The sequence below is a fragment of the Wenyingzhuangia gracilariae genome (genome assembly GCF_056387575.1).
This window is the reverse complement of sequence record NZ_CM150748.1, coordinates 2,387,689-2,411,439: the sequence shown is the minus strand read 5'-3', so window position 1 is coordinate 2,411,439 and position 23,751 is coordinate 2,387,689. Positions and strand designations below refer to the sequence as shown.

The following is a 23,751-nucleotide window of genomic DNA, read 5'->3' as shown; positions in this document are numbered from 1 at the left end:
TTTACATTTTATAAATAACCAATTGATTTCCTAACTTTAGATTATTACTCCCCCAAAGATTATTCCAAGATCTAACAGCGGTAACGGTTACGTTGTATTTTTTAGAAATGTCCCAAAGGTTGTCTCCATTTGTAATGGTATGATACACTTTTGTTCCTTTTTTAGGCACTTCTATTTTTGTAATTTTTTTAACAGGTTTGGGTTTGGCAATCGTATAATTTAAACGCTTAGGGTAAATGGTTAATCGCTGCCCAACTTTTAAGCTGGTTGATTTTAAATTGTTCCATTTTTTAAGGTCTCTTACATACACACCATGCCTTTCGGCAATTAGGCCTAAATAATCACCCGACTTTACTTTGTAACGAATACGTTGACTCATTTCAAAATATTGTGGCAATGGTTTTTCTCTTTCGTTGGCTTGCAGGGTTGCATATTCATATACCTGATCTTCATTATCTACAAAAGCCAAGGCATCTTTTAACGGAAGTGCTAGTTTGTAATTTCTTCCTTTTACGTAAGGCACTATGTTTAGTTTATACGATGGATTTAAAAACTCTAACAATTCAATATCAGTCCCTAACATATCATGAACTTGCTGAAATGTTAGCAATTGTTTTACTTGAATACTGTCAACTTCAAACTTATGAATTCTAGGTTGCTCCTTATAAATATGATGTTCTTTAGCATATTCAAAAATATACATTGTTGCATAAAATGCAGGAACATAATCTGCTGTTTCCTTTGGTAAAAAAGGTCTTATGTTCCAATAATTGGTTCTGTTTCCAGATCTTCTAATCGCTTTAGATACATTTCCAGGTCCAGAATTGTAAGCTGCTAGAGCCAAATCCCAATCGTTAAAACTGTGATACAATTGTTCTAAATACTTACAAGCTGCTTTGGTAGATTTTACAGGATCTTGTCTTTCATCTACATAAGAACTAACCTTTAAATCAAACATTTTACCTGTTTGATACATGAATTGCCACAAACCTGTGGCTCCTACTCTTGATTTTGCTCTGGGTTTTAAAGCAGATTCTACAATGGCTAAATATTTAATTTCTAAAGGAATTTCGTACTGAGCCAATTGTTCTTCAAAAAACGGAAAATAATATTCCGCTCTTGCCATCATTTGTGGGTAGTACTTTTTTCTATATTTTAAATAACTTTTTATAATCCTTTCCAATTCAATATTATATTCAATATGAAAAGGTGTTTTTTCGTTTAAACGAGCTAATCTGTATTTTAAAGTATCTGTAGATAATTCTTCCAATGTAAACCTATCATCCGTTATAGGTCTTAAATTATCAAATATACTATCTGACAAAGATGATTTGTATAAATTTTCTATCCAAATACTATCTATTTTTGCTACCTCATCACTGGCTATTGCATCTTTGTATTGTTTAATTGTAGTAACAATTTCTGTATTCACTACTTCTATTGTGTCCGTTGCTTTTTGTGCAAAAACAGAACAACTTAACAAAAACACAAAGCCCAACTTCATTAATCTACTACTCAAAATACTACTCGTTTAATAATTTAGTTACCTCGTCTAAATTTGGAGACAATACAATTTCTATTCTTCTGTTTTTAGCTTTACCTGCATCCGAAGTGTTTGGTGCTACCGGAATGTATTCACTACGACCCGCAGCAGTAATTTGCTTTGGAGATACGTTTTGATCTTGTAAAATTCTAACAATAGCAGTTGCTCTTTTTACAGATAAATCCCAGTTGTCTTGAATCACTCCTCCGTGGTAAGGATCGTTATCTGTGTGACCTTCTATTAACACGTTTATGGTTGGGTTTTGTACCAAAACTTTAGCCAATTCTACTACTGCAGACTTTCCATTGTTCCCAACATCCCATCTACCAGACTGGAACAACAATTTATTTTCCATAGAAACGTAAATTTTTCCATCTCTATTTTCTACCGTTAATCCTTTTCCTTCAAAACTAACCAAGGCTTCACTAATTGCACTTTTTAATTTTTGCATTGCAGCTTCTTTACTAGCTATTAATGCTTCTAAATCTGTAATTCTTTGCGACCTAGCTTCTAATGCAGATTTTAACTTTCTTAGTTTTGCTTCTTCTTGCAACAACTTATTTTCTTTAGCATCTAACTCAGACAAAAGTGTTTGGTTTTCGTTGATTTTAGAATTAATTGTTGATGAACTATTGGCAGACAAATCATCGTAAGATTCTTGAAGTTTGTTATATCTACCCATAATAGATTCTATTTCTTCATTCAATTTTTTAGATTGATTGCTATAGTACAAATGTTGTTGTTTTAAGTCTCTTAATTCTTTAGACATAGAAAATTTGTCTTTGATCAACTCATCATTCTGAGCAACCAAATCTGAACTTGTTTCTCTTAACTTATCATATTTATCAGATAGTTCTGTAAACTGCTTTTTGGTAACACAACTTGTTAATGCAGCAATGGCTAAAATTGCAACTATTTTATTTTTCATGTGATATTCTATTTAGAAATTTCTAAAACTATTGGACAATGATCTGAATGTTTTGCTTCTGGTAATATATAGGCTCTTTCTAATCTATCTTGTAAATTTTGAGTAACCATATGATAGTCTATTCGCCAACCTTTGTTATTATTTCTAGCATTGGCTCTGTAACTCCACCAAGAGTAATGATGTGGTTCTTTGTTAAAATGCCTAAAACTATCTATAAAACCACTATTGATAAATTTGCTTAGCCATTCTCTTTCTACAGGTAAAAAACCTGATGTATTTTTATTTTGTTTAGGATTGTGAATATCTATTTCTGTATGACATATATTGTAATCTCCACAAATAATTAAATTAGGAATTTGGCTACGCAGTGTTGTTACATAATCCAAAAATTCATCCATATAATTCAATTTAAAATCCAAACGAGCATCATTGGTTCCAGAAGGTAAGTACAAACTCATTACAGAAAACGTATCGTAATCTACACGTAAATTTCTACCTTCAAAATCCATGGTTTCTATACCTGTTCCGTACTCCACATGGTTTGGTTCTTCTTTACACAAAACGGCTACACTGCTGTATCCTTTTTTTTGTGCAGAAAACCAATAGGTATATTTATACCCTAAGTTTTCAAAAACAGTAAGATCTAATTGTTCTTTATGTGCTTTGGTTTCTTGTAAACATAAAATGTCTGGATTGGCAGCTTCTAACCAATCTAAAAAGCCTTTTTTTAGAGCCGCTCTAATTCCGTTTACGTTATAGGATATAATCTTCATATATATAATGTTAAAAATCTGGATTTGTTTCAATTAAAGAGCTTTCTCCATCTTCGTCAGCAGACGTATTGCAATCAATTGCTATACCAAAGTCTTCGGGTTGTTCAAAATCTTCTTGACTTATATTTAGGGACTCATCTGCATAACATTTTTTCATAAACAAAGCCCAAGTAGGTAAAGACATACTTGCTCCTTGCCCAAATGTGATTCCTGCAAAATGTGTAGATCTTTCTTCACCACCTGTCCATACTCCAACAGCTAAATTTGGTACTACTCCCATAAACCAACCATCTGATTGATTTTGAGTAGTCCCTGTTTTTCCAGCAATAGGATTGGTAAATTGATACGGATAACCTGTGGCTACATTCTCTGGATATTTACCCCATTTACCACGCAAACGCACTCCTGATCCTTCCATAGTAACTCCTTTTAGCAAATCTAATACTGCATAGGCAGCTTCCTCACTCATTACTTCTTCAGATTCTGGAACAAAACGTTGTAAAACACTACCATTTTTATCTTCTATACGCATTACCATCGTTTGGTTTACTCTAAATCCTTTGTTAGCAAACATAGCATAGGCACCAACCATGTCATACAAACTAGCATCAATAGTTCCTAAAGCAATAGATGGATAAGGTGGAATGTTAGATGTAATTCCTGATTTTTTTGCCAATTGAACGACTGTTTCTGGCCCTACTCTATCAATCATTCTAGCCGTAATTACGTTGACCGATTTTGCCAAAGCTTGTTTCAACGTTAATTCGCCACCATATTCATCTCCTGCATTTTTAGGAGTCCAATCTTCTAACAAATCATATTTTCCTTTTGGAATGGTAAAAGGTGTATTTGGATATTTTTCACAAGGAGAAATTCTAAACTGATTGATAGCCGATGCATATACAAAAGGTTTAAAAGTAGATCCTACTTGTCGTTTTCCTTGCTTTACATGATCGTATTTAAAGTACTTATGATTAATTCCTCCTACCCAAGCTTTAATGTGTCCTGTTTGTGGTTCTACCGCCAACAAGCCCGAACGTAAAAAAGATTTGTAGTATTTAATAGAGTCGTAAGGAGACATTACCGTGTCTTTGCTTCCTTTTGCCCAATCAAAAACTTCCATTTTTCGTTTTTCTTTAAACTTTTTAAGAATCTCTTTTTTACTTAAACCCTGTGCTTTTAAAGTTTTGTACCTATCTGTAGTTCTTATAGCTCTAAACAAAATAGTCGCTACCTGACTTTTATCTATATCGTAAAAAGGAGCGGTAGGATTTCTTTTTTGTTCTTTAAAAAAAATACGCTGTAAGTTAGACATATGCTCTGCCACTGCTTGTTCTGCATATGCTTGCATTCTAGAATCTAACGTTACATATATTTTTAATCCATCTCTGTAAATATTGTAATTAGTTCCATCTGATTTTGGATGTTCTTTGATCCACTTTTTTAAATAATCTCTTAAATATTCTCTAAAATAAGTGGCATGTCCATCACTATGTCCTTCGGGAGTGTAGGTTATTTGTACAGGCAGTTTGTTTAACGAATCTTTTTCTTTTGAAGTAATAATTCCGTTTCTTTCTAATTGACCAAAAACAGTAGCTCTTCTATTTTTGGCATTGGTTGGGAATCTTCTAGGATTGTAAAGTGATGGGTTTTTAGCCATTCCCACTAAAATAGCAGATTCTTCTATAGACAACTCTTTAGGCTCTTTGTTAAAATAAATTCTTGATGCCGAACGAATACCAATAGCATTGTACAAAAAATCGTACTTATTAAGATACATGGTAATAATTTCGTTCTTGGTGTATTGTTTTTCTAATTTAACAGCAATTACCCATTCTTTTAATTTTTGACCAACACGTTTTATTATATTTCTAGTTCCGTAATTTTCGGTAAACAATTGTTTTGCCAATTGTTGTGTAATGGTACTTCCTCCACCATCTTTCCCTAATTTGGCTATGGCTCTTGCCAAACTGTAAAAATCTATTCCAGAATGTTCATAAAAACGCTCATCTTCAGTAGCTATTAAAGCAGTTACTAAGTTTTGTGGTAAATCATTAAACTTAACAGGAGTTCTGTTTTCTTTATAGTATTTCCCCAGTGTTACTCCATCTGATGAAATAATTTCTGTTGCAAAGTTTTTCTCTGGACTTTCTAACTCTTCAAACGTAGGTAGCTTTCCAAAAGCCCCCATATTTACTAGTAAAAAAACAGCAAATATACTGATGATAAAAAATGAAAATAGCCCCCAAAATATTTTAATGTAGCGTTTATAATTTGGTTTTGATTTTGTTTTCTTATCCATTATTTTATGAATTATTTTTTAGATTGTTCTATTCTTAAACCTACATCTACAACCCCTAAAAGTTCTGGGATTCCATCTACTTGCCCTCTTTTTCGCATTGCCTGAGAAAACTCAAACTGATACGTTCCTTTTTCTGGAAAAACGTAATTCTCCAAAAAGTATAATTTATTATTTTTTACATCGGTAAGTCCATCTCCTAACCAATTTCCAAAAGCATCTGCCATTTCGTACTCCAACGTATCTTGAATAACCACCTTACTAGGTAAGGTGATTTTAGAAATTACAAACAAGTTTCTGTATTGATAATTATTATCAGTTCGAATATTTAAAAATACATGATGTAGATTGCTAACGTCCTTGATATCCACTTTAAAAACTACAGAATCTTTGGCTTTCCAAACTCCATCTTTTAATGTATGATAATTATCGTATTTCTTATAACGATCACAAGAAAAGGATAGTATCAACACTACAAAAAAAAGAAATTTATTCACTTTTAGCAGGCCCATTGTTTGGTTTGTTTGGTCTTCTTCTGTTGTTATTTCTTCTTCGTGGTTTGTTTGTAGGTCCGCTTTCAGAATTTGTTTGCTGAGCCTGATTTGCTGGCTTTTTGTTATTTGGAGAAGCTGGCCTTTCTTTACTTTGAGCTTTAGGTTTGTTTGGTCTTCTTTTTGGCTTGGGTTTATTGGTTGTAGCTCCTTCTTTTTTAGGCTGAACATCTACAGCTTTAGGATTTGCATTTGCTTTTGGAGCAGAGTTGTTCCCATTAGCTTTATTGGGCCTTCTTCTATTATTTGGTTTTCTCGCAGGTCTTGATTCTCCTGAATTTGCAGGTGAACCTGTTTCTGAATTATTATTTGATTTAGGGCCTACCTGTTGTCTTGGCGATGTTGTATTTCCTTTAGGTTTGTTTTTAGATCGATTATTTCGTCTTCTATTGTTTTTGCGTTTTGGTTCATCAAAACGTGTTAAACTATCTTGACCTACAACATTTTCAAAATCTACTTTTGTTTCTTCTATATTTTCAGCATCAAAATCTTCTAAACCTTCAACAGTATTCCCTTGTTTATTTTCCTCTATAATTTCTTGAACTTGAGCCAACGTTAGTTTGAACCATTTGGTTTTGTTTTCTTTATAAGTATACCACAACACCTCTTTAAAAATATCCATTTTTATAAAGACCCCTAACCCTTTTTCAGTTTTTAAAACTACGTTTTGAGCTGGAAAACTTTTTAATGCATCTAAATACGTATCTAGTTCATAGTTTAAACAGCATTTTAATTTTCCACACTGACCCGCTAATTTTTGTGGGTTTAAAGACAATTGTTGGTATCTGGCTGCAGCAGTGTTTACTTTTCTAAAATCTGTAAGCCATGTAGAACAGCACAATTCTCTACCACAAGACCCAACCCCACCTAAACGTGCTGCTTCTTGTCGTAAACCAACTTGTTTCATTTCTACTCTAATAGAAAACGCTGAAGCTAATTCTCTAATTAATTGACGAAAATCTACACGATCGTCTGCTGTATAATAAAAAGTAGCTTTGTTTCCATCTCCCTGATATTCTACATCAGAAAGTTTCATTTTAAGACCTAACTTAATAATAATTTCTCTACCTCTTTTTTGAGTTTCTATTTCTCTACCTCTTGCTTCTTCCCAAGTCTCAATATCTTTAATCGTTGCTTTTCTGTAGATTTTTTTAACCTCTTCGCTATCGGCATCAACCTTTTTCTTGCGCATTTGAATTTTAACCAATTCTCCGGTTAAAGAAACAGTACCTATATCATGCCCAGGGTTTCCTTCTACAGCTACAACTTCTCCTATGGTTAATTGAAGATTTTTTTCGTTTTTGTAAAAGTGTTTTCTTCCATTTTTAAAACGGATTTCAACAATATCAAACGGCTTTTGTCCTGTTGGCAATTCCATGTTAGACAGCCAATCAAAAACAGTTAATTTATCACAACTTCCGGTACCACAACTCCCATTGCTTTTACAGCCATTTGGTACACCACCTTCTTTAGTTGAGCAACTAGTACAGCTCATATATTTTTATATATTATCACACAATTGTGTAAGATTCGTAATTCATCAAAAATTGATATTTCACCAATTTTTTTCTATTAATTTTTAAAGATATAATTAAAATAACAGAAAGTAAAGTCTAATGTCAGACTATTCTTTTTATCATTTTATTTTCTTCTTAGTGTTTTTTTAATCTATTTTTTAAACTTTAAAACTTCAGAACGTCCTTTTTTAAATATTTTATTGCTGTTAGATTTTCCTTTGCGCAATTCTTTTTGCTCTTCATATGGCAAGGCATTAATTTCTTTACATTCATCAGAACAACATTCGTCCATTTTTTCCTTACAAGAATCACATTGTATGAATAATAAATGACATGCTTCATTTGCACAATTTACATGCGTATCACAAGGTGTTCCACATTGGTGACAATTAGAGATTACATCTTCTGAAATTCTTTCGGATTTTCTATGGTCAAATACAAAATTCTTTCCTTTGAACTTATTTTCTAATCCTTTTTCATTTACTTGACGTGTATACTCAATAATTCCTCCTTCTAATTGAAATACATTTTGAAAGCCTTTGTATTTATAATAGGCACTAGCTTTTTCACAGCGAATACCTCCTGTGCAATACATTAGTAAATTTTTATCTTCTTTGTGATCTTTTAAATCTGCTTCAATAATATCTAAAGAATCTCTAAACGTATCTACATCTGGAGTTATAGCTCCATCAAAATGACCTATTTCACTCTCATAATGGTTACGCATATCTACACATATAGTGTTTGGATCTTCTAACATTTTATTAAACGCTTCGGCATCTAAATGCACCCCTTTATTAGTTACATCAAACAGATCATCATTTAATCCATCGGCTACAATTTTATCTCTAACCTTAACTTTTAATTTTAAAAAAGATTTATTGTCTTGCTCTATGGCTATATTTAATCGAATATCTTTTAAAAAAGAAATACTATCTAAATGTGATTTGAATTCGTGAAATCTATCTGCTGGAACAGATATTTGGGCATTAATTCCTTCTTTGGCCACATAGGTTCTTCCTAACACGTCTAGCTTATCCCATTCTATAAACAAATGGTCTCTAAACACCTGTGGATTTCCTATTTGGTGGTATTGATAAAATGAAATTGTAAGGCGATCTTTTCCTGCCTCATCGATTAGCTGCGCACGTTCTTCTGCGCTTAACTTATTATACAGTTGCATGCTATATGAATTTAGTTAAACATTATTTTTTGCAAAGGTAACAAATACTTGACAACATAATGCAGACCTTACTTTTATATACAATAAAACTCCTTGCAAAAAGAACAACTTTCTACAAGGAGTTTATAAACTAAAACTATGAAAAACTATAATCTAAAACTAATAGATAGTTTACAAACCCCATGCCAAAAACCAAAAAAACTCTCTAAAAAAAGAGTCTTTTTTACAAAAACAGATTAGCTCTATACAGCTAATTTATAACTGGTTATTTTTCCATTGTACTTAACCACAACTACATACACTCCTTTTGCTAAATTTTTATTTACAATTTGTTGTCCTAACATATTGTAAACCCCTATAACATTTCCTAAAGTGGTAATTATTTGCTGATTTTTAACAGTCAACTTCAATTCACTTACCACATTCACCGAACTCGACAATGTAGTAAATTCAAAAGTAGTAGTGCTATAAGGTAAAAGAGCTTCTCCATTTTCTGTATTGGTAGTCCACTCCTCTTCATTAGTCAACAACATTCTATATTCAGCAACTGTTTTTCCTGTTCTTACTCCTGTGTATTTACCTCCATCTTTGCTTTGTGTTTTATCTATAACTAAATAGTTAATCCCAAGCGTTAAACCCGTTTGAGCAAAATTAACTCCTTGTCCTGTTTGCCTAAATTCAAACCCCGTTAACCAAGTAGTTACTTCGTTTGTTGCAGGATTTCCTAATGTAGCAAACACATTGTCTCCACTTGCACCCGTTACCAATGCAAAACCTGCATTAGTTCTTGTTATGGCTCCTACAGATGCTCCAAAAAACTCATTAGACTCATTACTTAAATCTGTAAAAACTACTACTGTTCCAGCAGTAATAATGGATGCTCCCGTTGCCCAAGTAATAACTCCTTCTGAGTCATCAATCATTCCTGTTCCATTAGCATTAGGCTCACCGTCTGTAAAATAAATAATTGTATTGGCAGGAATATCTGACAAAGCTACTAAAGCTAAATCATCATTTCCATCAGCATTATAACCTATAAAAGCAATATCTCCTTGATTTAATTGTGCAAATATCGATGTTGTTAATAATACAAACAACCCTAACATAGTTCTTTTTCTCATATCTTTTTTACCCCTAAGATACAACAAACCAATTAATTACAAAATCAGTTCTGCATTAGACAAGATTACTACACACTTATTAAAACAAAAAAAGAGTGTAGCAAATGCTACACTCTTTTTTCTATTTTTACTTTCTTATTTTACTATTCTACTCTAAATACTAGAGGTAAAGCAAATAACAAGTTTACCTTTCTTCCGTTTTGACTTGCAGGCACCATTTGAGGTAAAGATTTTAAAGCTTTCTCAAATTCTTTTTGCAATTCTGGACTTTTAGATCTTACTCTAACATCAGATACTTTTCCATTAACATCTATTTTAAACATAGCTGCCAATCTTTGTACACCTGAAAGTCCTAATTCATCAGCTAAACCGGTATCAAAATTCTTACTAATGTGTTTGTTTACTTTTTCACTAAAACAAGCTTTCTTGTCTTTCGCTTTTTCACATCCTGGGAAAATTGCTGGGTTTTGAATTGCTGCAAAAGGTACATCTTCGTAAGTTACTTCTTCAACTTCGTCGCTATATTCAATTTGTTCAATCTCAACAATATCATCAACTTCTGCCTCTGTAGTTTGAATCACTACTTCTTCAATTTCAACATCGTCTTCTACCTTCTCAAACTTTTCAGGAGATGGTGGTGGTGGCGGCGGTGGCGGTGGCGGTGGTGGTGCAGACGGTGGTTTGATTTGTGTCAAGACCATGTCTTCCACATCATCAGATTGTAAGGTTACCGATTGTAGTTCTTCTACAACCCTGTCGTAGGTTTTATGCTCTATAGCCACGTAGACTATATACAGCGCTAAAACCAATCCCAGCAAAGTAAATACCTTACTAAAATTTTCAAGATTAGATTTGGGATTCTTTTTAACTTCCATTTTTATTCAGTTCAATTGAATTTTAGTTTGCTAAAATAACGAAATTAGAATTAGACTTGCAAATATAAACGACGAAGTAATCTTAAAATAACATAGCCTAAAATTACTCCTACCGAATTTGCCAAAACATCAAGTAAATCGCCTGTTCTACTTACTGTTACACTCATTTGTAAAACTTCAATTATTATACCATAGAGGATAATAATTAAAATTAAATGCAAAAAACTTAATTTTATTTTGCCTAATTGACAAGATAGCATCCAAAAAAATGACATAAATGTATATGCAAACGCGTGTTCATACTTGTCTGTGTTGTTAAATTTTAAATTAGGAACTCCTTCCATACTTATTAAACTTAACACCAAAATACAGAAACTACTTGCTATGGCTAAAAATAAGCTATTACGCTCCAATAAGTTTTTTATACGCTGCAGCATCTAATAAATTTTGGACATCTTCTATATTGTCTGCTTTTACTTTTATCATCCATCCTTTTCCGTATGGATCTTCGTTTACCGCTTCAGGTTCATCTTCTAAATCATCGTTAAACTCAACAACTTCTCCTGTTATTGGCATAAACAAATCTGATACTGTTTTTACAGCTTCTACAGAACCGAATACTTCATTTTCTTCTACGGTTTCATCTAAAGTGTCTACATCTACATAAACAATGTCTCCTAATTCACTTTGAGCAAAATCTGTAATACCAATAATGGCAATATCTCCATCTACTTTTACCCACTCGTGATCTTTAGTGTACTTTAATTCTTCTGGAAAATTCATTCTTTCTTTGTTTTAGTTTCCTAGGTTATATACTATACTTAATCCTGCGTTTATTGATTGCCTTGGATACAATGTTGAAATTGCATAACTGGCTACATTTTGGTCGTAATACAACGATGCCGTAAAATTACGACTTAAATTATAATCTGCTGCTACTTTAATTCCGAATAAATTTTGACCTCCAACAAGCTGACTTGTCTGCGTGTCTATACTTCTTATATTGGTTACATCGGTTTTGTAGGACAGGTCTGCTTTTATATTTATATCTCCTTTTAAGGTTCTTTGTTTTCTTAAAAAACGAGTTTTTACTTTTACATCTTTAAATCTATACCCTATTCCAAAAACATACTCATTTCCTGTAATTTCGGAAAGTGTAGTGTTGTTTAAGTTTAAAGACAATGTTCTGTTTGTATTGATGGTACCTCTTAACGATAAGGAGTTTTTAAATTTAACATCTAGCTTAATTAATGGCGAAAAAGCATCTATTAATGTAATTCCAGAATAAATTAAATCTGATTGATATAGGTTTGAAGTATCTGTATTTAAGTTGTTAGAAAAATTACTTATTGTATAAGATGAGTTGTACCCGTGAGATAGCGTAAAATTGCTAAAGTTCTTCTTCATAAAATCTAACCTCATCAAACCTCTATAAGTAATGTTCCAATTAGGAATTGGTATTTTTTTAAAAATTGTTTTATCTGCCGAAACAACATCTTTTCCACTATATGCTGCCAAAAAGGAATGAATTAAAACTTCTTGACTATTGAGTGCTTGCTCTGAATTAGCATCGCTTCCTGCGTGTATTTGTGTTACTATTTTTTGTCTGTTGTTTACAAACTCCTCAAACAAAGCATCTGGATCACTACCCACAGCTGTTTTTATTAAAGAGTAAGAAATGTTATAATTCCCAGATCTATTAATTTGAGCATTTTCTATTTGATCTTCACCTTTTACATAATCTATTTGTTGTTGCTCTGTGTTGGAATAACTTCTGCTTCCTGTTAATTGAATGTTTAAATCTTGAAGCGGCTTTAATGTAACATCATAATTCAAACTTGTCAATTCTGTTTGCATATAGTTTTTATTATAAAGCACGTCGTCTTCTGCACCAGACCTTCCTAATAACCAGCCATTTTCTACTGCATTTTGCAACACATTGGTTTGCTGACCAAACACATATCCTAAGCTAGGGGCATAACCTCCATTGTATTTATTTCTACCTAAAAAGCCTATTTCTGGTACATAACCATCTAAAGAACTACTTCGGGTTTTGTTGTAACTAATTCTTCCTGTTTTAACAGAGCTTAGCAATCCATACACAAAATCACCTACCGTTCCCGATTTTTTCTTAGTTCTTCCTGGCGATGGCATTCTTTTTTTACCAGAAGATGAACTAAATATATTTTTCAAACCTATTTCTGAATAAAGTTTAGAGAAATTTAAATTGGTAGATATATTATGTACATTTCCGTTCTGAATTGTGTTTCCTACCTTTTCTACAAAATCTGGAGATGAAGCTCTCCAATTAAAATTACCCGTATAAGAATAATCTGCATTCACAAAACTTAATAACGGAATTTTGTTGATAGGCAATCTATACGTTGCAGTTAAGCTTTGTGAGTAGTTATTAGGTCTACCTACGTTAAAAAAGTTAGAATACAAATCTATTCTATCTAATTCTTCTTCGTTTTGCACGTCTTGCTCAAACGTATCATAAATGTAATTGTTACTTGCATTAAAATTTAAGTTGATGGCATCTGTTAATTTATAACCAATTCTATAATCCCAATCAAACATAAAATTACGTTGCTTTAATGTTGGAATTTCTAATCCTGCGGTTTGAGACAAATCTCTTGATTTATACTCACTATAATTTCTTTTAATAGCACTGTTTACAGCAATATCTGACGGCAATAAATTAAAATTAAAATCTCTTAACAAACTTAAACTCTTGCTCTTTAAAAAAGGAATATTTTCTAAAGGTTTTACCTCTATTTGTTTAAACTTATAGGCATAATTTGCTGAAGCATTTACGTTTTGACGAATGTCTTTTTCTATGATATAGCTTTCGTTGGTGGCATCGCTATAGGTGTAAGAAACACTAAAGTTTTCTATATCATATATTTGCGGTTTTCTTTCACTTGTTTCCGATCTCTCTTTCTTTACATTAATCAAACTTATGCTTCTACGCTTTGTTTTAATGTCTATACTTTCGGCTGCAACTCCTTTATTTTTTGCATCGGTAGCCAATACGTCTTCATATTTAGGATCGTATTTTGGAGTTCTTATTTCTTCGGAAACTGTATAGTTTACTGGAATTCTAATATTCCAATCGTTAGGCAATAATTGCCCTACATTAAGGCTTGTGTTAACACTATAGTTTTTAATTTCTTCTTGACTTCTTTCATTCACACTCTGATCTATACTACCAAAACCAATAGACTGATAACCTCCGTTTACAGCAATTTTTGCAAAATCGGCAATGGTTGCATCTGCAGAAATTTTTGTTGCCCATCCTCCTTTGTTGTCAAAACCAGACATTCTAAGTTCATTAAACCAAACTTCAGCTGTTTTTTGAGTAGCATCTAAGTTTTTAACCCCTAAAAAAATAGTTCTAACGTTTGATAAGTTTGGATTTCCTTTTATTCTAAACACTGTTTTAGAATTATCTATAGCTGTTTGCGCAGGGTATATTGCAGATACAGACTGACCTTCTTTATCTCTGGTTATTTTTAAATTGGTTAAATTAGATAGTGCAATGTCTAAATCATTACTTTCGGGCCAAACCTCTCTAGCTCCTAAAGCATTAGGTGCTCCAAAATTAGGAACATCTGTTATAGTTAACGGCACTTCTATTTGATAATAGTTGTCATTGGTATCGCTCCCCAATCTTATTACCGCAACTAAATCATCATCTGTAACAGTGTTTTGTAAAATTTCTTCGGCATGAATAAACATTTTTAAACGTTTAAACATTCGCATATCTACGTTTATATTTTTATAAACCCCAATGGTGTTGTTTTGCTCTAGTTTGTTTACAGTTACCGTTAAAGATTGCTCATTTTGCTGCAATACATTAGAGGTTCCTTGTAAAGCTTCTCTACTAATTGTTGGTGGTAAAACATAATTTACAGGAATTCTATTTTCGTTTTCTTCAATATTTACAATTCCTGTTTCTATTAAATTCTCGGTAGCGCTTGTAGCTCTTTTGGTTAAATTATCGTTTACATCAATAATTTGATCGTAAATTCTCCAATCTCCTCTTACAATTTGAAAATCTGCAAAACGTAAAGTTACCGGAATTTCAAAATCGGTTAAGAACATACGCATAAAACGGATAGATTGAAAACTATTAATACCACCTATAGGTTCTCCTCCTGTAATTGGCACTCTAAACAAATACCATTTAAATTGTTTTTCTGTATTGTTTTCTAAAGTAACTGTTGTGGTTCTTTCATCAACAATAAATTTGTTGTTTTCTTTACTCAAACTATTCTGAGACAAATCTACCCTGTATTGCCAATAAGAATCAATAGTATTCATGGTCTGATCTCTATCAGCATCTTCTACATCAGGATTATTGGTAGCAGATGTAGGATATGATTCTTGAGACAAGGCTGCTGTTGGTGAGTTTCCTTGTGTGTTGTTATAATCTTTATATCTTCTTAAAATAGAAGCATTTTGTGAATCGTATTCTGTGCTTCTAAAAAAACGGAAGTTATCTGATGATGGATCTTCTAACGATGCTAAATCTGGAAATCTTGATTTTTCTTCAGCATCACTCATACCATCATAACCGACATCTTGATTACGTCTTGTTTCATCTCCTTGATCAAAAGCGTATAATAATGATTTTTCTGTAGGAACATTGGCTACCGTTGTTTCATCTATTCCTGTTTTACTTCCGTCTTCAGGCAATCCGTTTTCAAAAACTTTTCTATTGTCTTTTAAAATATCTTCAGAAATACTTCCTAAGTTTAAGTACAAAGTTCCTTTCTGATTACTAGGGTTTGGATTGGTTACAATTCCTTCGTTATTGCTTATGCTATAATGGTCATATGGGTCTTGCATCCAAAATTCTACATACTGAATATTAGATCTTTGAAAATCTGTAACCAGCATACCTCTTGTAATTCCTGCCCATTTTTCTGAAGGATTTGTTAATTGATTAGGTTGAGACGAATTAACGATAGGACTATAGTTATAAGGACCACGCTCGTTAGGGTAATACGTTAAATCAAACGTTTGTAAATTGGTTCTTTGTGTAACATCTAAATTTCTTTCTGGAAATAATTCTTCACTTTGTACAGGTCTTACCTCGGCCCTAGACAATTCATCTGGATCTATATTTTGTGGTTTTAAACTAGAACCCGTGTAAAACAACTGATCTATGGTATACCAAGCTAATTTTGCACGCTTTTTACCATATTCTAAACTATTGCTGTTATTGGCTCCAAAATCTTTTCCATCAAAACCTATAGGTGCACTTGCCAAAGACCAATTTTGTGCGGTTCCTAAATTGATTGGAATTTGTGCTCCTTCAAAATCATCTAAATACGTAGTTGCTTCCCCTCCAATATCTATACTAGAAGGTGTGTTGGGTCTTAAATAAGCAAAATCTCCCCTTACAGAAATAGAAGACGGAGCATCTGTATTTATATTGGGTAAATAATTTACCCAATCTGTTAACTCAGGAATTTCAGAACTGTAGTTTAGGTTCAATCCATACATAGAATTGTTAACCGGATCCTGACCTAGCTGAACTTTATTACTAATTGGCTGCTCTTTAATATTTAAATAAGTAGCTCCCATTACCAATTTATCGTTAAACTTATGCTCTACATCTACTCCTATAAATGTTTTTTGTTGCTGATTGAAAAAGGTGTTGTTTTCTAATGAAACGTTAATGGCTTGCCCCGATGATTCTATAGACGGATTGATGATTTTTACTTTTCCTCCAAAGTAATCTACCGTATAATCTACTCCTTCTACCAATACAATTCCTCCGGCTGTAACAGTAACAGATCCTCTGGGTACATTAAAAGCTCCTAGTGAAATTCCATCACTGGTGCTAGATGTATATTGTCCTTTAACTAAAAATTTATCTTTTTTCTGATAATCATTTTCTGCCACAGATGCCGTTGTGGTATAGAGTTCTTTAAAAACATATTTATCTATATCTGCCTGATTGGTTAACAAACCTTCTAAATCTCTACCAAAAGGCTCTATAACAGGAAAAATAATAGATCCGTTTGTGGTGTTTACAGTAAGTCCTTCTATAAAATCAAAAAAACCATCTCCTTTGGCATAGTTTTTATTCAGCACATTTCTTGTTAAGTTGTTATTAGCATCTAACCTATCTAAATTGGTTAAGTTTAAAATGGTTCTTTTTTTAATATCATCTTCTTGTGATCCTAATAAATTGTTTGTTGCTTGACCTGTGGCATCATCTCTATACAATAAATTAAAAATGAATCCTTCTTTGTCTAAGTTGTAAGCCCCAATGTTATAAACATTTTTCATTAATAAATTAAAGACAATATCTTCTGTATTTATCAATTGTGGCCTTACTAATTTTACTACAATATTTTTATCGCTTTCTATACCATCTGTAGACAATTCTCCAACTCTATACGCTTTTCCTCTATACGTATACTCAAAGGCAACAGCCAATACATCTCCATCGTTTAATCTAGAGTTTAATGATATGTATCCTAATTGCGGATTGTACGTAAACTCACTAGCATTTAATTTTCTAGCATTTTCTACCACTGCATACTCTCTACCTTGTTCAAAGTTAGACAATACCGTAGGCACATTTTCTACCTCTCTTAATTGTGTTTTATCGGTTCCAATGTATTGATTTAAGCTATTGGCATTGTTGTCAGGCACAAACTGAGTATTTACAGGAGTTTCTGTAACGGTATTATTGGTAATGTTAGATTGAGTATTGTCATATTTATCTGTTCCAGATTCTCCTAAATCTACCAAACCCACAATGTTTCTTACATCTTGTGTATTGGTATTTCTATTGGTAACCCAAACCTCTAACTTTGTAATTTGTACTGCTGAGTTAATTAACGGCAATTCTGCCAATGCAGTGTTGTAATTATTTCTAAAATATTGAGCTATAAAAAAATGTCGATTGTTATCGTATTGTGTAGTTCTTAGCTCAAATTCAGTAAGTGCAGATCCTCCTTCTGCTATAATATTTTTAGCTTGTGATTGTTGTTGAGAAAACACACCCGTTACCGTAGTAGCTCCAAATTGCAACTGTGCTTTTACTCCAAACAAACTTTGAGATCCGGTAATTAGGTTGTTTTTAATATCCATATTGATATTACCTACTTCTAATTTCCTAATCAAATCATCTTCACCTGGTTCAAAGTCTAATTTTAATTGATTTTGAAATGAAAATGTAGATTGTGTGTCATAATTGATATCTGCCGTTAAACGCTCACCTACTTTTGCCGATAAGTTGGCTCTAATTTGCTGATCAAATTCTGGTGTAAAGCTACTTCTGTTTTCTTCGGACAATAAAGGATTTTCTATATTTTGATACAAAACTCCAAAACGCATGGTTACAGAACCACGTGGCACCATTTTAATTTCGGTACCTCCAAACAACGTTTCAAAAAACTTGTTGTTCACATACATAGTTGGCAACAAATCTTTTTGAGCCTCTTCTGCATCTTTTTTTCGACCTTCTATAGCCGCTGTTTTGGCTTTAAAATAATCTTGAACATCTTGTTTTAATCTATACTCTTTATATTCTTCTTCTGTTAAATAGGTAGGAGTTGTAAAGCTTGTTTTCCCTATCCTTTCTCTTATTATGTACCTTCCAATAGTAGGATCGTATTCTGTTTTTTTATCGGTTGGATTTTTTAAGTATAACGTTCCATCCTTTAAATTATCAAACGAAAAAGTATGTTTCTCCTCTATTAAATTAAGCGTATCAACTTCCTTTTCTTGACTATACCCCACAGATACAACCAAGAATAACAATACAATTATTACAAAGCACTTTTTCAAGTTAATTATAGTTTTTTTAAAGCTAGTTTGATTAGTTTTTCAACACTTAAATCAGGTGTTTCTTTTAAAATTGAAGTTACTATTTTTTCGGCTTGTCTTTTTACAAATCCTAAAACCTCTAAAGCAGACAACGCTTCTTCTTTCACACTATTGTTTGCAATAGTAGAAATTTCTTCTATATCATAGGTCTTTACAATTTTATCTTTTAACTCAATAATTACTTTTTGTGCTGTTTTAGCACCAATTCCTTTTACAGATTGAATAACAGCTACGTTTTCTGTAGCCAATGCTTTTTGTATTTCTTCTGTTGTTAAAGAAGACAACATGGTTCTTGCAATGCTAGGTCCTATACCCGAAACAGAAATTAACAACTTAAATATTTCTCTTTCCAATGTAGAACAAAATCCATATAAGGTGTGTGAATCTTCTTTTACAATTAACTGTGTATACAAAGTTACCAACTCACTATCTGGTATTTGAGAGTAGGTTTGTAAAGATATATTTAAAAAATAACCTACACCATTGCATTCTACAATGGCATAGGTAGGATTTTTTTCAACTAATTTACCTTTTAAATGGGTAATCATGTATTATTGATTTTGGGCATCAATTACTGCAACGGCAGTAATGTTTACTATTTCTTCTACACTTGCACCTAACTGAACTACGTGTGCTGGTTTGTTAAGCCCCATTAACACAGGTCCAATAGAAGTTGCATCTGTCAATTCCTTAATCATTTTATAAGAAATATTTGCAGCATCTAAACTAGGAAAAATAAATGTATTTGTTTCGTTTCCAACCAAATCAGAAAAAGAAAATTGTTTTTCCAACAAATCGTGGTTCAATGCAAAATCGGCTTGTATAGGTCCATCTACATTTAAGTCTGGTCTTTTTGTTTTTAAAATCTCTACAGCTTTTTGCACTTTAGCAACTCCTTCACTCTCTACACCTCCAAAGTTAGTGTAAGATAACATAGCAATGTGTGGTTCAATAGCAAATATTTTTGCCATTCCGCTTGCTAGCTCTGCAATGTTTGCTAAAACTTCTGAACTCGGATCTATGTTTACAGTTGTATCGGTAAAAATTAACGGTCCTTTTTCAGTAATCATAATGTTTGCTGCTGCAATTCTTGAAGCCCCTGCTCTTTTACCAATGGTTTCAAAAATTGGCTTTACCGTAGATGGGTAATTTCTAGAATATCCAGACACCATGGCATCTGCTTCTCCTACGTTTACCATCATTGCAGCAAAGTAGTTACGTGTTATCATATGCTTTTGTGCATCTAACAAACGAATTCCTTTACGTTGACGTTTGGCCCAATACTTTTCTGCATATAAATTTACTTTATCTGCATACTCATCGCTCTTAGGGTCTATAATTTCAACCTCAGCCTCAAAACCAATTTCTTCTTTTAACGTTTTAATTAAATCTACATTTCCTAATAAAATAGGTTTTGCAATTCCTTCATCAGAAACAATTTGAGCTGCTTTTAAAACATTTAAATGTTCAGCTTCTGGGAACACAACACGTTTAGGATCTTTTTGAGAACGAGAAACCAGCATACGCTCAAACTTACTACCAGAACCAGAACGTTCCATTAATTCATGAATATAAGCATCCCAGTCTTTAATTGGTTTTTTAGCAATACCACTATCCATAGCTGCTTTGGCAATGGCTGGAGGCAATTCGTATATCAATCGAGGATCGAATGGTTTTGGAATAATATATTCTCTACCATATTGTAAATTCTTTTCACCATATACAATGTTTACTTGCTCAGGTACATTTTTCTTTGCCATGTCTGCCAAGGCATGCACAGCAGCCATTTTCATTTCCTCGTTAATTCCTGTAGCTCTAACATCTAAAGCTCCTCTAAAAATAAATGGAAAACCTAATACATTGTTTACTTGGTTAGGATAATCGGATCTACCTGTAGCCATAATTACGTCTGGACGAGTAGCCACCGCAAGATCATAATCTATTTCTGGTGTTGGATTTGCCATAGCAAACACAATAGGGTCTGGTGCCATGGTTTTTAACATTTCTGGTGTTAAAGCTCCTGCAACAGACAAACCAATAAATACATCGGCACCGTTAATTGCTTCTTCTAAAGTAGTAAACTCTGTATCTACAGCAAATTCTTGTTTTTGCTCATTTAAGTCTTCACGCTTGGTCGTAATTACTCCCTTGCTATCGCACATTAAAATGTTCTTTTCAGAAACTCCTAATGCTTTGTACAATTTGGTACAAGAAATGGCCGCAGCACCGGCTCCATTTACCACCACTCTTACTTTTGTAATGTCTTTTTCTGTAAGCTCTATCGCATTTTTTAATGCAGCTGCAGAAATAATTGCTGTACCGTGTTGATCATCGTGCATTACAGGAATGTCTAATTCCTCTTTCAATCTTCTTTCTATTTCAAAAGCTTCTGGAGCTTTGATGTCTTCTAAATTGATTCCTCCAAAAGTAGGTGCAATAGCCTTTACAGTTTCTATGAATTTATCTACATCTTTGGTATCTACCTCAATATCAAAAACATCTATATCTGCAAAAATTTTAAACAGCAATCCTTTTCCTTCCATTACTGGTTTTCCTGCTAAAGGACCAATATCTCCTAATCCAAGAACAGCTGTTCCGTTAGAAATTACTGCTACTAAATTCCCTTTAGAAGTATATTTATAAGCATCTTCTGGATTTTTTTCAATGGCCAAACACGGAGTTGCAACTCCTGGAGAATAAGCCAATGCTAAATCTCTTTGAGTGGCATACCTTTTAGTAGGTACCACTTTAATTTTACCTGGCTGGGGCTTTTCATGATATTCTAAAGCCTCTAGTTCTTTTTTTGTATAACTCATATTCAATAATTATGTAGCAAAGATACCATTTGTATTTACCGAGCAAAAACTATCGATTTTTTTTGACAATTCCGAAACGAATTGGGCATTTTACCCGTTTTTTTTACACAAAACGGAATCATTATCCCATTCTGATGTTTTTATTTCATTCACTTTTCATCAAAAAAAGAAAAAACAGACTTTATTTTACAAACATCCTTTCTAAATATGTAAAGCTTTTAAAACAATTTTACTTTTATATTTCTAAGCTATTGCTTAGATTTGTGTTGTAGATTTTACATTAAACAATGGCACGTAAAAAACAATATAACGAAGAAGAGGTCATCAAAAAAGCAATGGGACTTTTTTGGAGAAATGGCTACGAAGCAACTTCTGTACGTATGTTGGAAAAAGAAATGGGTATCAATCAATTTTCTATTTATGCTAGTTTTAAAAACAAACAAGGTGTGTTTTTAGAAAGTGTAAAATATTACAAAACGCAAGTGAATTCCATTAAAAATAAATTGAAAAACTCTAACAACGGAGTTGCTGGAATTCAACAATATTTTTACGATTTTTTAGAATTTTCTAAAGAAGGTTCTTTACACAAAGGATGCCTAGTTACCAACACAGTCAACGAAATTAAAGAGGAATCGGACTCTGTAATAATGTTGGAGTTAAAAACATTTGCTAATGAAATTAGAGATTTATTTGTAAGCAATTTAAAACAAGACGACTCAAAAGACAGTTCAACCATAGAAAAACAGGCAGATTATTTAATGAACAGTCTATTAGGACTCTCCATTGCATCTAAAGTTTTTCAAAAAAATCAATTAGATAACATTATTAAAGTTACTTTTTTAAGTCTGTAACTTTTTTTTACCACATAACTAAGCACACGCTTAGTTATAATATAAATAATTAAATACAATTCATAAAAAATTAGAAATTATGACAACCTTAAAAATTCACAACCTAGAAACAGCTCCAGAAGCAAGTAAACCCCTTATAGAAAAATCTCAGAAAGCCTACGGAATGATTCCTGGTTTGCACGGAGTATTAGCAGGAGCTCCTAAAATTTTAGAAGCCTACCAAAACTTACACGAATTGTTTACACAAACTTCTTTTAACAATGATGAATTAACCGTTGTTTGGCAAACTATTAATGTAGAGCATGCTTGTCATTACTGTGTACCAGCACACACAGGAATTGCAAAATCTATGAAAGTAGATGATGAAATTACAGAAGCATTGCGTAACGAAACTCCACTTGCCGATGCAAAACTAGAAGCATTACGCACCATGACTTTAACAATTGTAAAAAACCGTGGACACGTTTCTCAAGAAGATTTAGAAGCATTTTATGCAGCTGGATATGGAGAGCAACAAGTCTTAGAAATTATTTTAGGATTGTCTCAAAAAGTAATTAGCAATTACACCAATCACATTGCCAATACACCTATAGATGCCCCTTTTCAAGCTTTTGCTTGGTCTAAAAAATAATTAGTAGTTAAAAGGATTGTTTGTAAAACAAACAATCCTTTTTTTATGTTTTAAAAATAAATAAGATGCAACACAACCCAAGACCTAAAGTTTTATTTTTTGATGTAAACGAATCTTTGTTAGATTTAAGTTCCATGAAAAAACACATAGGAAAAGCTTTAAATGGAAAAGAAGATTTAGTGCCTTTGTGGTTTACCACCATGTTGCATTATTCTTTAGTAACCACAGCTAGCAAACAGTTTACAGATTTTAGTAATATTGGTGCTGCAGCTTTGCAAATGGTTGCAAAAAACTACAACATAAACCTATCTACAAATGAAACAAAAGAGGTTATGAAAAATTTCAGCAACTTACCTCCACACCCTGAAGTACTAAATGCCTTAACCATACTTAAAAATGCAGGTTATAAAATGGTTGCTTTAACCAATTCCTCAACAAAAGGAATGCAAACCCAATTTAAAAACGCAGGCCTAACTCACTTATTTGATGAACAACTAAGTGTAGAAGACTTTGGAAAATACAAACCCGAAACAGAAGTATATCATTGGGCTGCAAAAAAACTAAAAGTAGAACCCAAAGATTGTATGCTAATTGCTGCACATGGTTGGGATGTTGCTGGTGCAATGTGGGCAGGATTTAGAACTGCTTTTATCAATAGACCCGAACAACAATTGTATCCTTTAGCTCCAATTCCTGAAATTAACGAAACTGATCTTTTAAAAATTGCTAAAAAACTAATCGTCTTGTAAAAAATAGAAAGCGACAGTGATTTTAAAAACCAAGCCGCTAACGCTATTTAAACAAAACTC

Annotated in this window: 17 protein-coding genes; 3 read left to right on the top strand and 14 right to left on the bottom strand. The window is 32.7% G+C overall.

Going from position 1 to position 23,751, the window contains the following annotated elements:
• Position 1 precedes the first annotated feature (1 nt).
• The 14 genes from ACY2IJ_RS10430 to ACY2IJ_RS10365 all read right to left on the bottom strand — a co-directional run bounded on the left by ACY2IJ_RS10430 (position 2) and on the right by ACY2IJ_RS10365 (position 21,460).
• Positions 2 to 1,519 carry a transglycosylase SLT domain-containing protein gene (locus ACY2IJ_RS10430; protein ID WP_476724306.1) on the bottom strand — a complete coding sequence of 506 codons (1,518 nt, stop codon included), beginning with the start codon at positions 1,517 to 1,519 and terminating at the stop codon, positions 2 to 4.
• A gap of 4 nt (positions 1,520 to 1,523) precedes the next feature.
• Positions 1,524 to 2,471: an OmpA/MotB family protein gene (locus ACY2IJ_RS10425; RefSeq protein WP_476724305.1), complete on the bottom strand. Its 948-nt coding sequence runs from the start codon at positions 2,469 to 2,471 to the stop codon at positions 1,524 to 1,526.
• A gap of 8 nt (positions 2,472 to 2,479) precedes the next feature.
• Positions 2,480 to 3,244 carry an exodeoxyribonuclease III gene (locus tag ACY2IJ_RS10420; protein ID WP_476724304.1) on the bottom strand — a complete coding sequence of 255 codons (765 nt, stop codon included), beginning with the start codon at positions 3,242 to 3,244 and terminating at the stop codon, positions 2,480 to 2,482.
• Between the two features lie 10 nt (positions 3,245 to 3,254).
• Positions 3,255 to 5,546 (bottom strand): transglycosylase domain-containing protein, encoded by a 2,292-nt coding sequence (locus ACY2IJ_RS10415; protein WP_476724303.1) that lies wholly within the window; start codon positions 5,544 to 5,546, stop codon positions 3,255 to 3,257.
• 11 nt (positions 5,547 to 5,557) lie between these two features.
• Positions 5,558 to 6,040, bottom strand: a complete 483-nt coding sequence (locus ACY2IJ_RS10410; RefSeq protein WP_476724302.1) for a gliding motility lipoprotein GldH — start codon at positions 6,038 to 6,040, stop codon at positions 5,558 to 5,560.
• Entirely contained in the window at positions 6,033 to 7,589 is a 1,557-nt protein-coding gene (locus ACY2IJ_RS10405; RefSeq protein WP_476724301.1) for a PSP1 domain-containing protein, read from the bottom strand. Before ACY2IJ_RS10405 ends, ACY2IJ_RS10410 begins: the two co-directional genes overlap by 8 nt.
• A 173-nt stretch (positions 7,590 to 7,762) precedes the next feature.
• On the bottom strand, positions 7,763 to 8,794 hold the full coding sequence (trhO, locus tag ACY2IJ_RS10400; RefSeq protein WP_476724300.1) for an oxygen-dependent tRNA uridine(34) hydroxylase TrhO: 1,032 nt from the start codon (positions 8,792 to 8,794) through the stop codon (positions 7,763 to 7,765).
• A 242-nt stretch (positions 8,795 to 9,036) separates the two neighbouring features.
• Positions 9,037 to 9,915, bottom strand: a complete 879-nt coding sequence (locus ACY2IJ_RS10395) for a hypothetical protein (protein ID WP_476724299.1) — start codon at positions 9,913 to 9,915, stop codon at positions 9,037 to 9,039.
• 143 nt (positions 9,916 to 10,058) lie between these two features.
• The gene (locus ACY2IJ_RS10390) at positions 10,059 to 10,790 is read right to left on the bottom strand and encodes an energy transducer TonB (RefSeq protein WP_476724298.1); all 732 of its coding nucleotides are present in this window, start codon (positions 10,788 to 10,790) and stop codon (positions 10,059 to 10,061) included.
• Between the two features lie 50 nt (positions 10,791 to 10,840).
• A complete protein-coding gene (locus ACY2IJ_RS10385) occupies positions 10,841 to 11,134 on the bottom strand; it encodes a VanZ family protein (protein WP_476724297.1) in 294 nt (97 codons plus the stop codon).
• 58 nt (positions 11,135 to 11,192) lie between these two features.
• The gene (gene gcvH, locus ACY2IJ_RS10380) at positions 11,193 to 11,573 is read right to left on the bottom strand and encodes a glycine cleavage system protein GcvH (RefSeq protein WP_476724296.1); all 381 of its coding nucleotides are present in this window, start codon (positions 11,571 to 11,573) and stop codon (positions 11,193 to 11,195) included.
• A 12-nt stretch (positions 11,574 to 11,585) separates the two neighbouring features.
• Positions 11,586 to 18,605 carry a T9SS outer membrane translocon Sov/SprA gene (gene sov, locus ACY2IJ_RS10375; RefSeq protein WP_476724295.1) on the bottom strand — a complete coding sequence of 2,340 codons (7,020 nt, stop codon included), beginning with the start codon at positions 18,603 to 18,605 and terminating at the stop codon, positions 11,586 to 11,588.
• Between the two features lie 5 nt (positions 18,606 to 18,610).
• Positions 18,611 to 19,192 carry a Holliday junction branch migration protein RuvA gene (gene ruvA, locus ACY2IJ_RS10370; RefSeq protein ID WP_476724294.1) on the bottom strand — a complete coding sequence of 194 codons (582 nt, stop codon included), beginning with the start codon at positions 19,190 to 19,192 and terminating at the stop codon, positions 18,611 to 18,613.
• A 3-nt stretch (positions 19,193 to 19,195) separates the two neighbouring features.
• Complete coding sequence (locus tag ACY2IJ_RS10365) at positions 19,196 to 21,460, bottom strand: NADP-dependent malic enzyme (RefSeq protein WP_476724293.1); 2,265 nt, start codon at positions 21,458 to 21,460, stop codon at positions 19,196 to 19,198.
• Between the two features lie 287 nt (positions 21,461 to 21,747).
• Here ACY2IJ_RS10365 and ACY2IJ_RS10360 point away from each other — a divergent pair, with 287 nt between their 5' ends.
• The 3 genes from ACY2IJ_RS10360 to ACY2IJ_RS10350 all read left to right on the top strand — a co-directional run bounded on the left by ACY2IJ_RS10360 (position 21,748) and on the right by ACY2IJ_RS10350 (position 23,691).
• Positions 21,748 to 22,311 (top strand): TetR/AcrR family transcriptional regulator, encoded by a 564-nt coding sequence (locus ACY2IJ_RS10360; RefSeq protein WP_476724292.1) that lies wholly within the window; start codon positions 21,748 to 21,750, stop codon positions 22,309 to 22,311.
• 79 nt (positions 22,312 to 22,390) lie between these two features.
• The gene (locus ACY2IJ_RS10355) at positions 22,391 to 22,942 is read left to right on the top strand and encodes a carboxymuconolactone decarboxylase family protein (RefSeq protein WP_476724291.1); all 552 of its coding nucleotides are present in this window, start codon (positions 22,391 to 22,393) and stop codon (positions 22,940 to 22,942) included.
• Positions 22,943 to 23,007: 65 nt separating this feature from the next.
• The gene (locus tag ACY2IJ_RS10350) at positions 23,008 to 23,691 is read left to right on the top strand and encodes a haloacid dehalogenase type II (RefSeq protein ID WP_476724290.1); all 684 of its coding nucleotides are present in this window, start codon (positions 23,008 to 23,010) and stop codon (positions 23,689 to 23,691) included.
• Positions 23,692 to 23,751: the final 60 nt, after the last annotated feature.

Bases quoted from the DNA above. Each gene is read 5' to 3' on its own strand.
- gcvH (WP_476724296.1), bottom strand. From the start codon at position 11,573: ATGAATTTTCCAGAAGAATTAAAGTACACTAAAGATCACGAGTGGGTA.
- ruvA (WP_476724294.1), bottom strand. From the start codon at position 19,192: ATGATTACCCATTTAAAAGGTAAATTAGTTGAAAAAAATCCTACCTAT.
- ACY2IJ_RS10395 (WP_476724299.1), bottom strand. From the start codon at position 9,915: ATGAGAAAAAGAACTATGTTAGGGTTGTTTGTATTATTAACAACATCG.
- ACY2IJ_RS10415 (WP_476724303.1), bottom strand. From the start codon at position 5,546: ATGGATAAGAAAACAAAATCAAAACCAAATTATAAACGCTACATTAAA.
- ACY2IJ_RS10365 (WP_476724293.1), bottom strand. From the start codon at position 21,460: ATGAGTTATACAAAAAAAGAACTAGAGGCTTTAGAATATCATGAAAAG.
- ACY2IJ_RS10385 (WP_476724297.1), bottom strand. From the start codon at position 11,134: ATGGAAGGAGTTCCTAATTTAAAATTTAACAACACAGACAAGTATGAA.
- ACY2IJ_RS10350 (WP_476724290.1), top strand. From the start codon at position 23,008: ATGCAACACAACCCAAGACCTAAAGTTTTATTTTTTGATGTAAACGAA.
- trhO (WP_476724300.1), bottom strand. From the start codon at position 8,794: ATGCAACTGTATAATAAGTTAAGCGCAGAAGAACGTGCGCAGCTAATC.
- ACY2IJ_RS10355 (WP_476724291.1), top strand. From the start codon at position 22,391: ATGACAACCTTAAAAATTCACAACCTAGAAACAGCTCCAGAAGCAAGT.
- ACY2IJ_RS10390 (WP_476724298.1), bottom strand. From the start codon at position 10,790: ATGGAAGTTAAAAAGAATCCCAAATCTAATCTTGAAAATTTTAGTAAG.
- ACY2IJ_RS10405 (WP_476724301.1), bottom strand. From the start codon at position 7,589: ATGAGCTGTACTAGTTGCTCAACTAAAGAAGGTGGTGTACCAAATGGC.
- ACY2IJ_RS10425 (WP_476724305.1), bottom strand. From the start codon at position 2,471: ATGAAAAATAAAATAGTTGCAATTTTAGCCATTGCTGCATTAACAAGT.
- ACY2IJ_RS10420 (WP_476724304.1), bottom strand. From the start codon at position 3,244: ATGAAGATTATATCCTATAACGTAAACGGAATTAGAGCGGCTCTAAAA.
- ACY2IJ_RS10360 (WP_476724292.1), top strand. From the start codon at position 21,748: ATGGCACGTAAAAAACAATATAACGAAGAAGAGGTCATCAAAAAAGCA.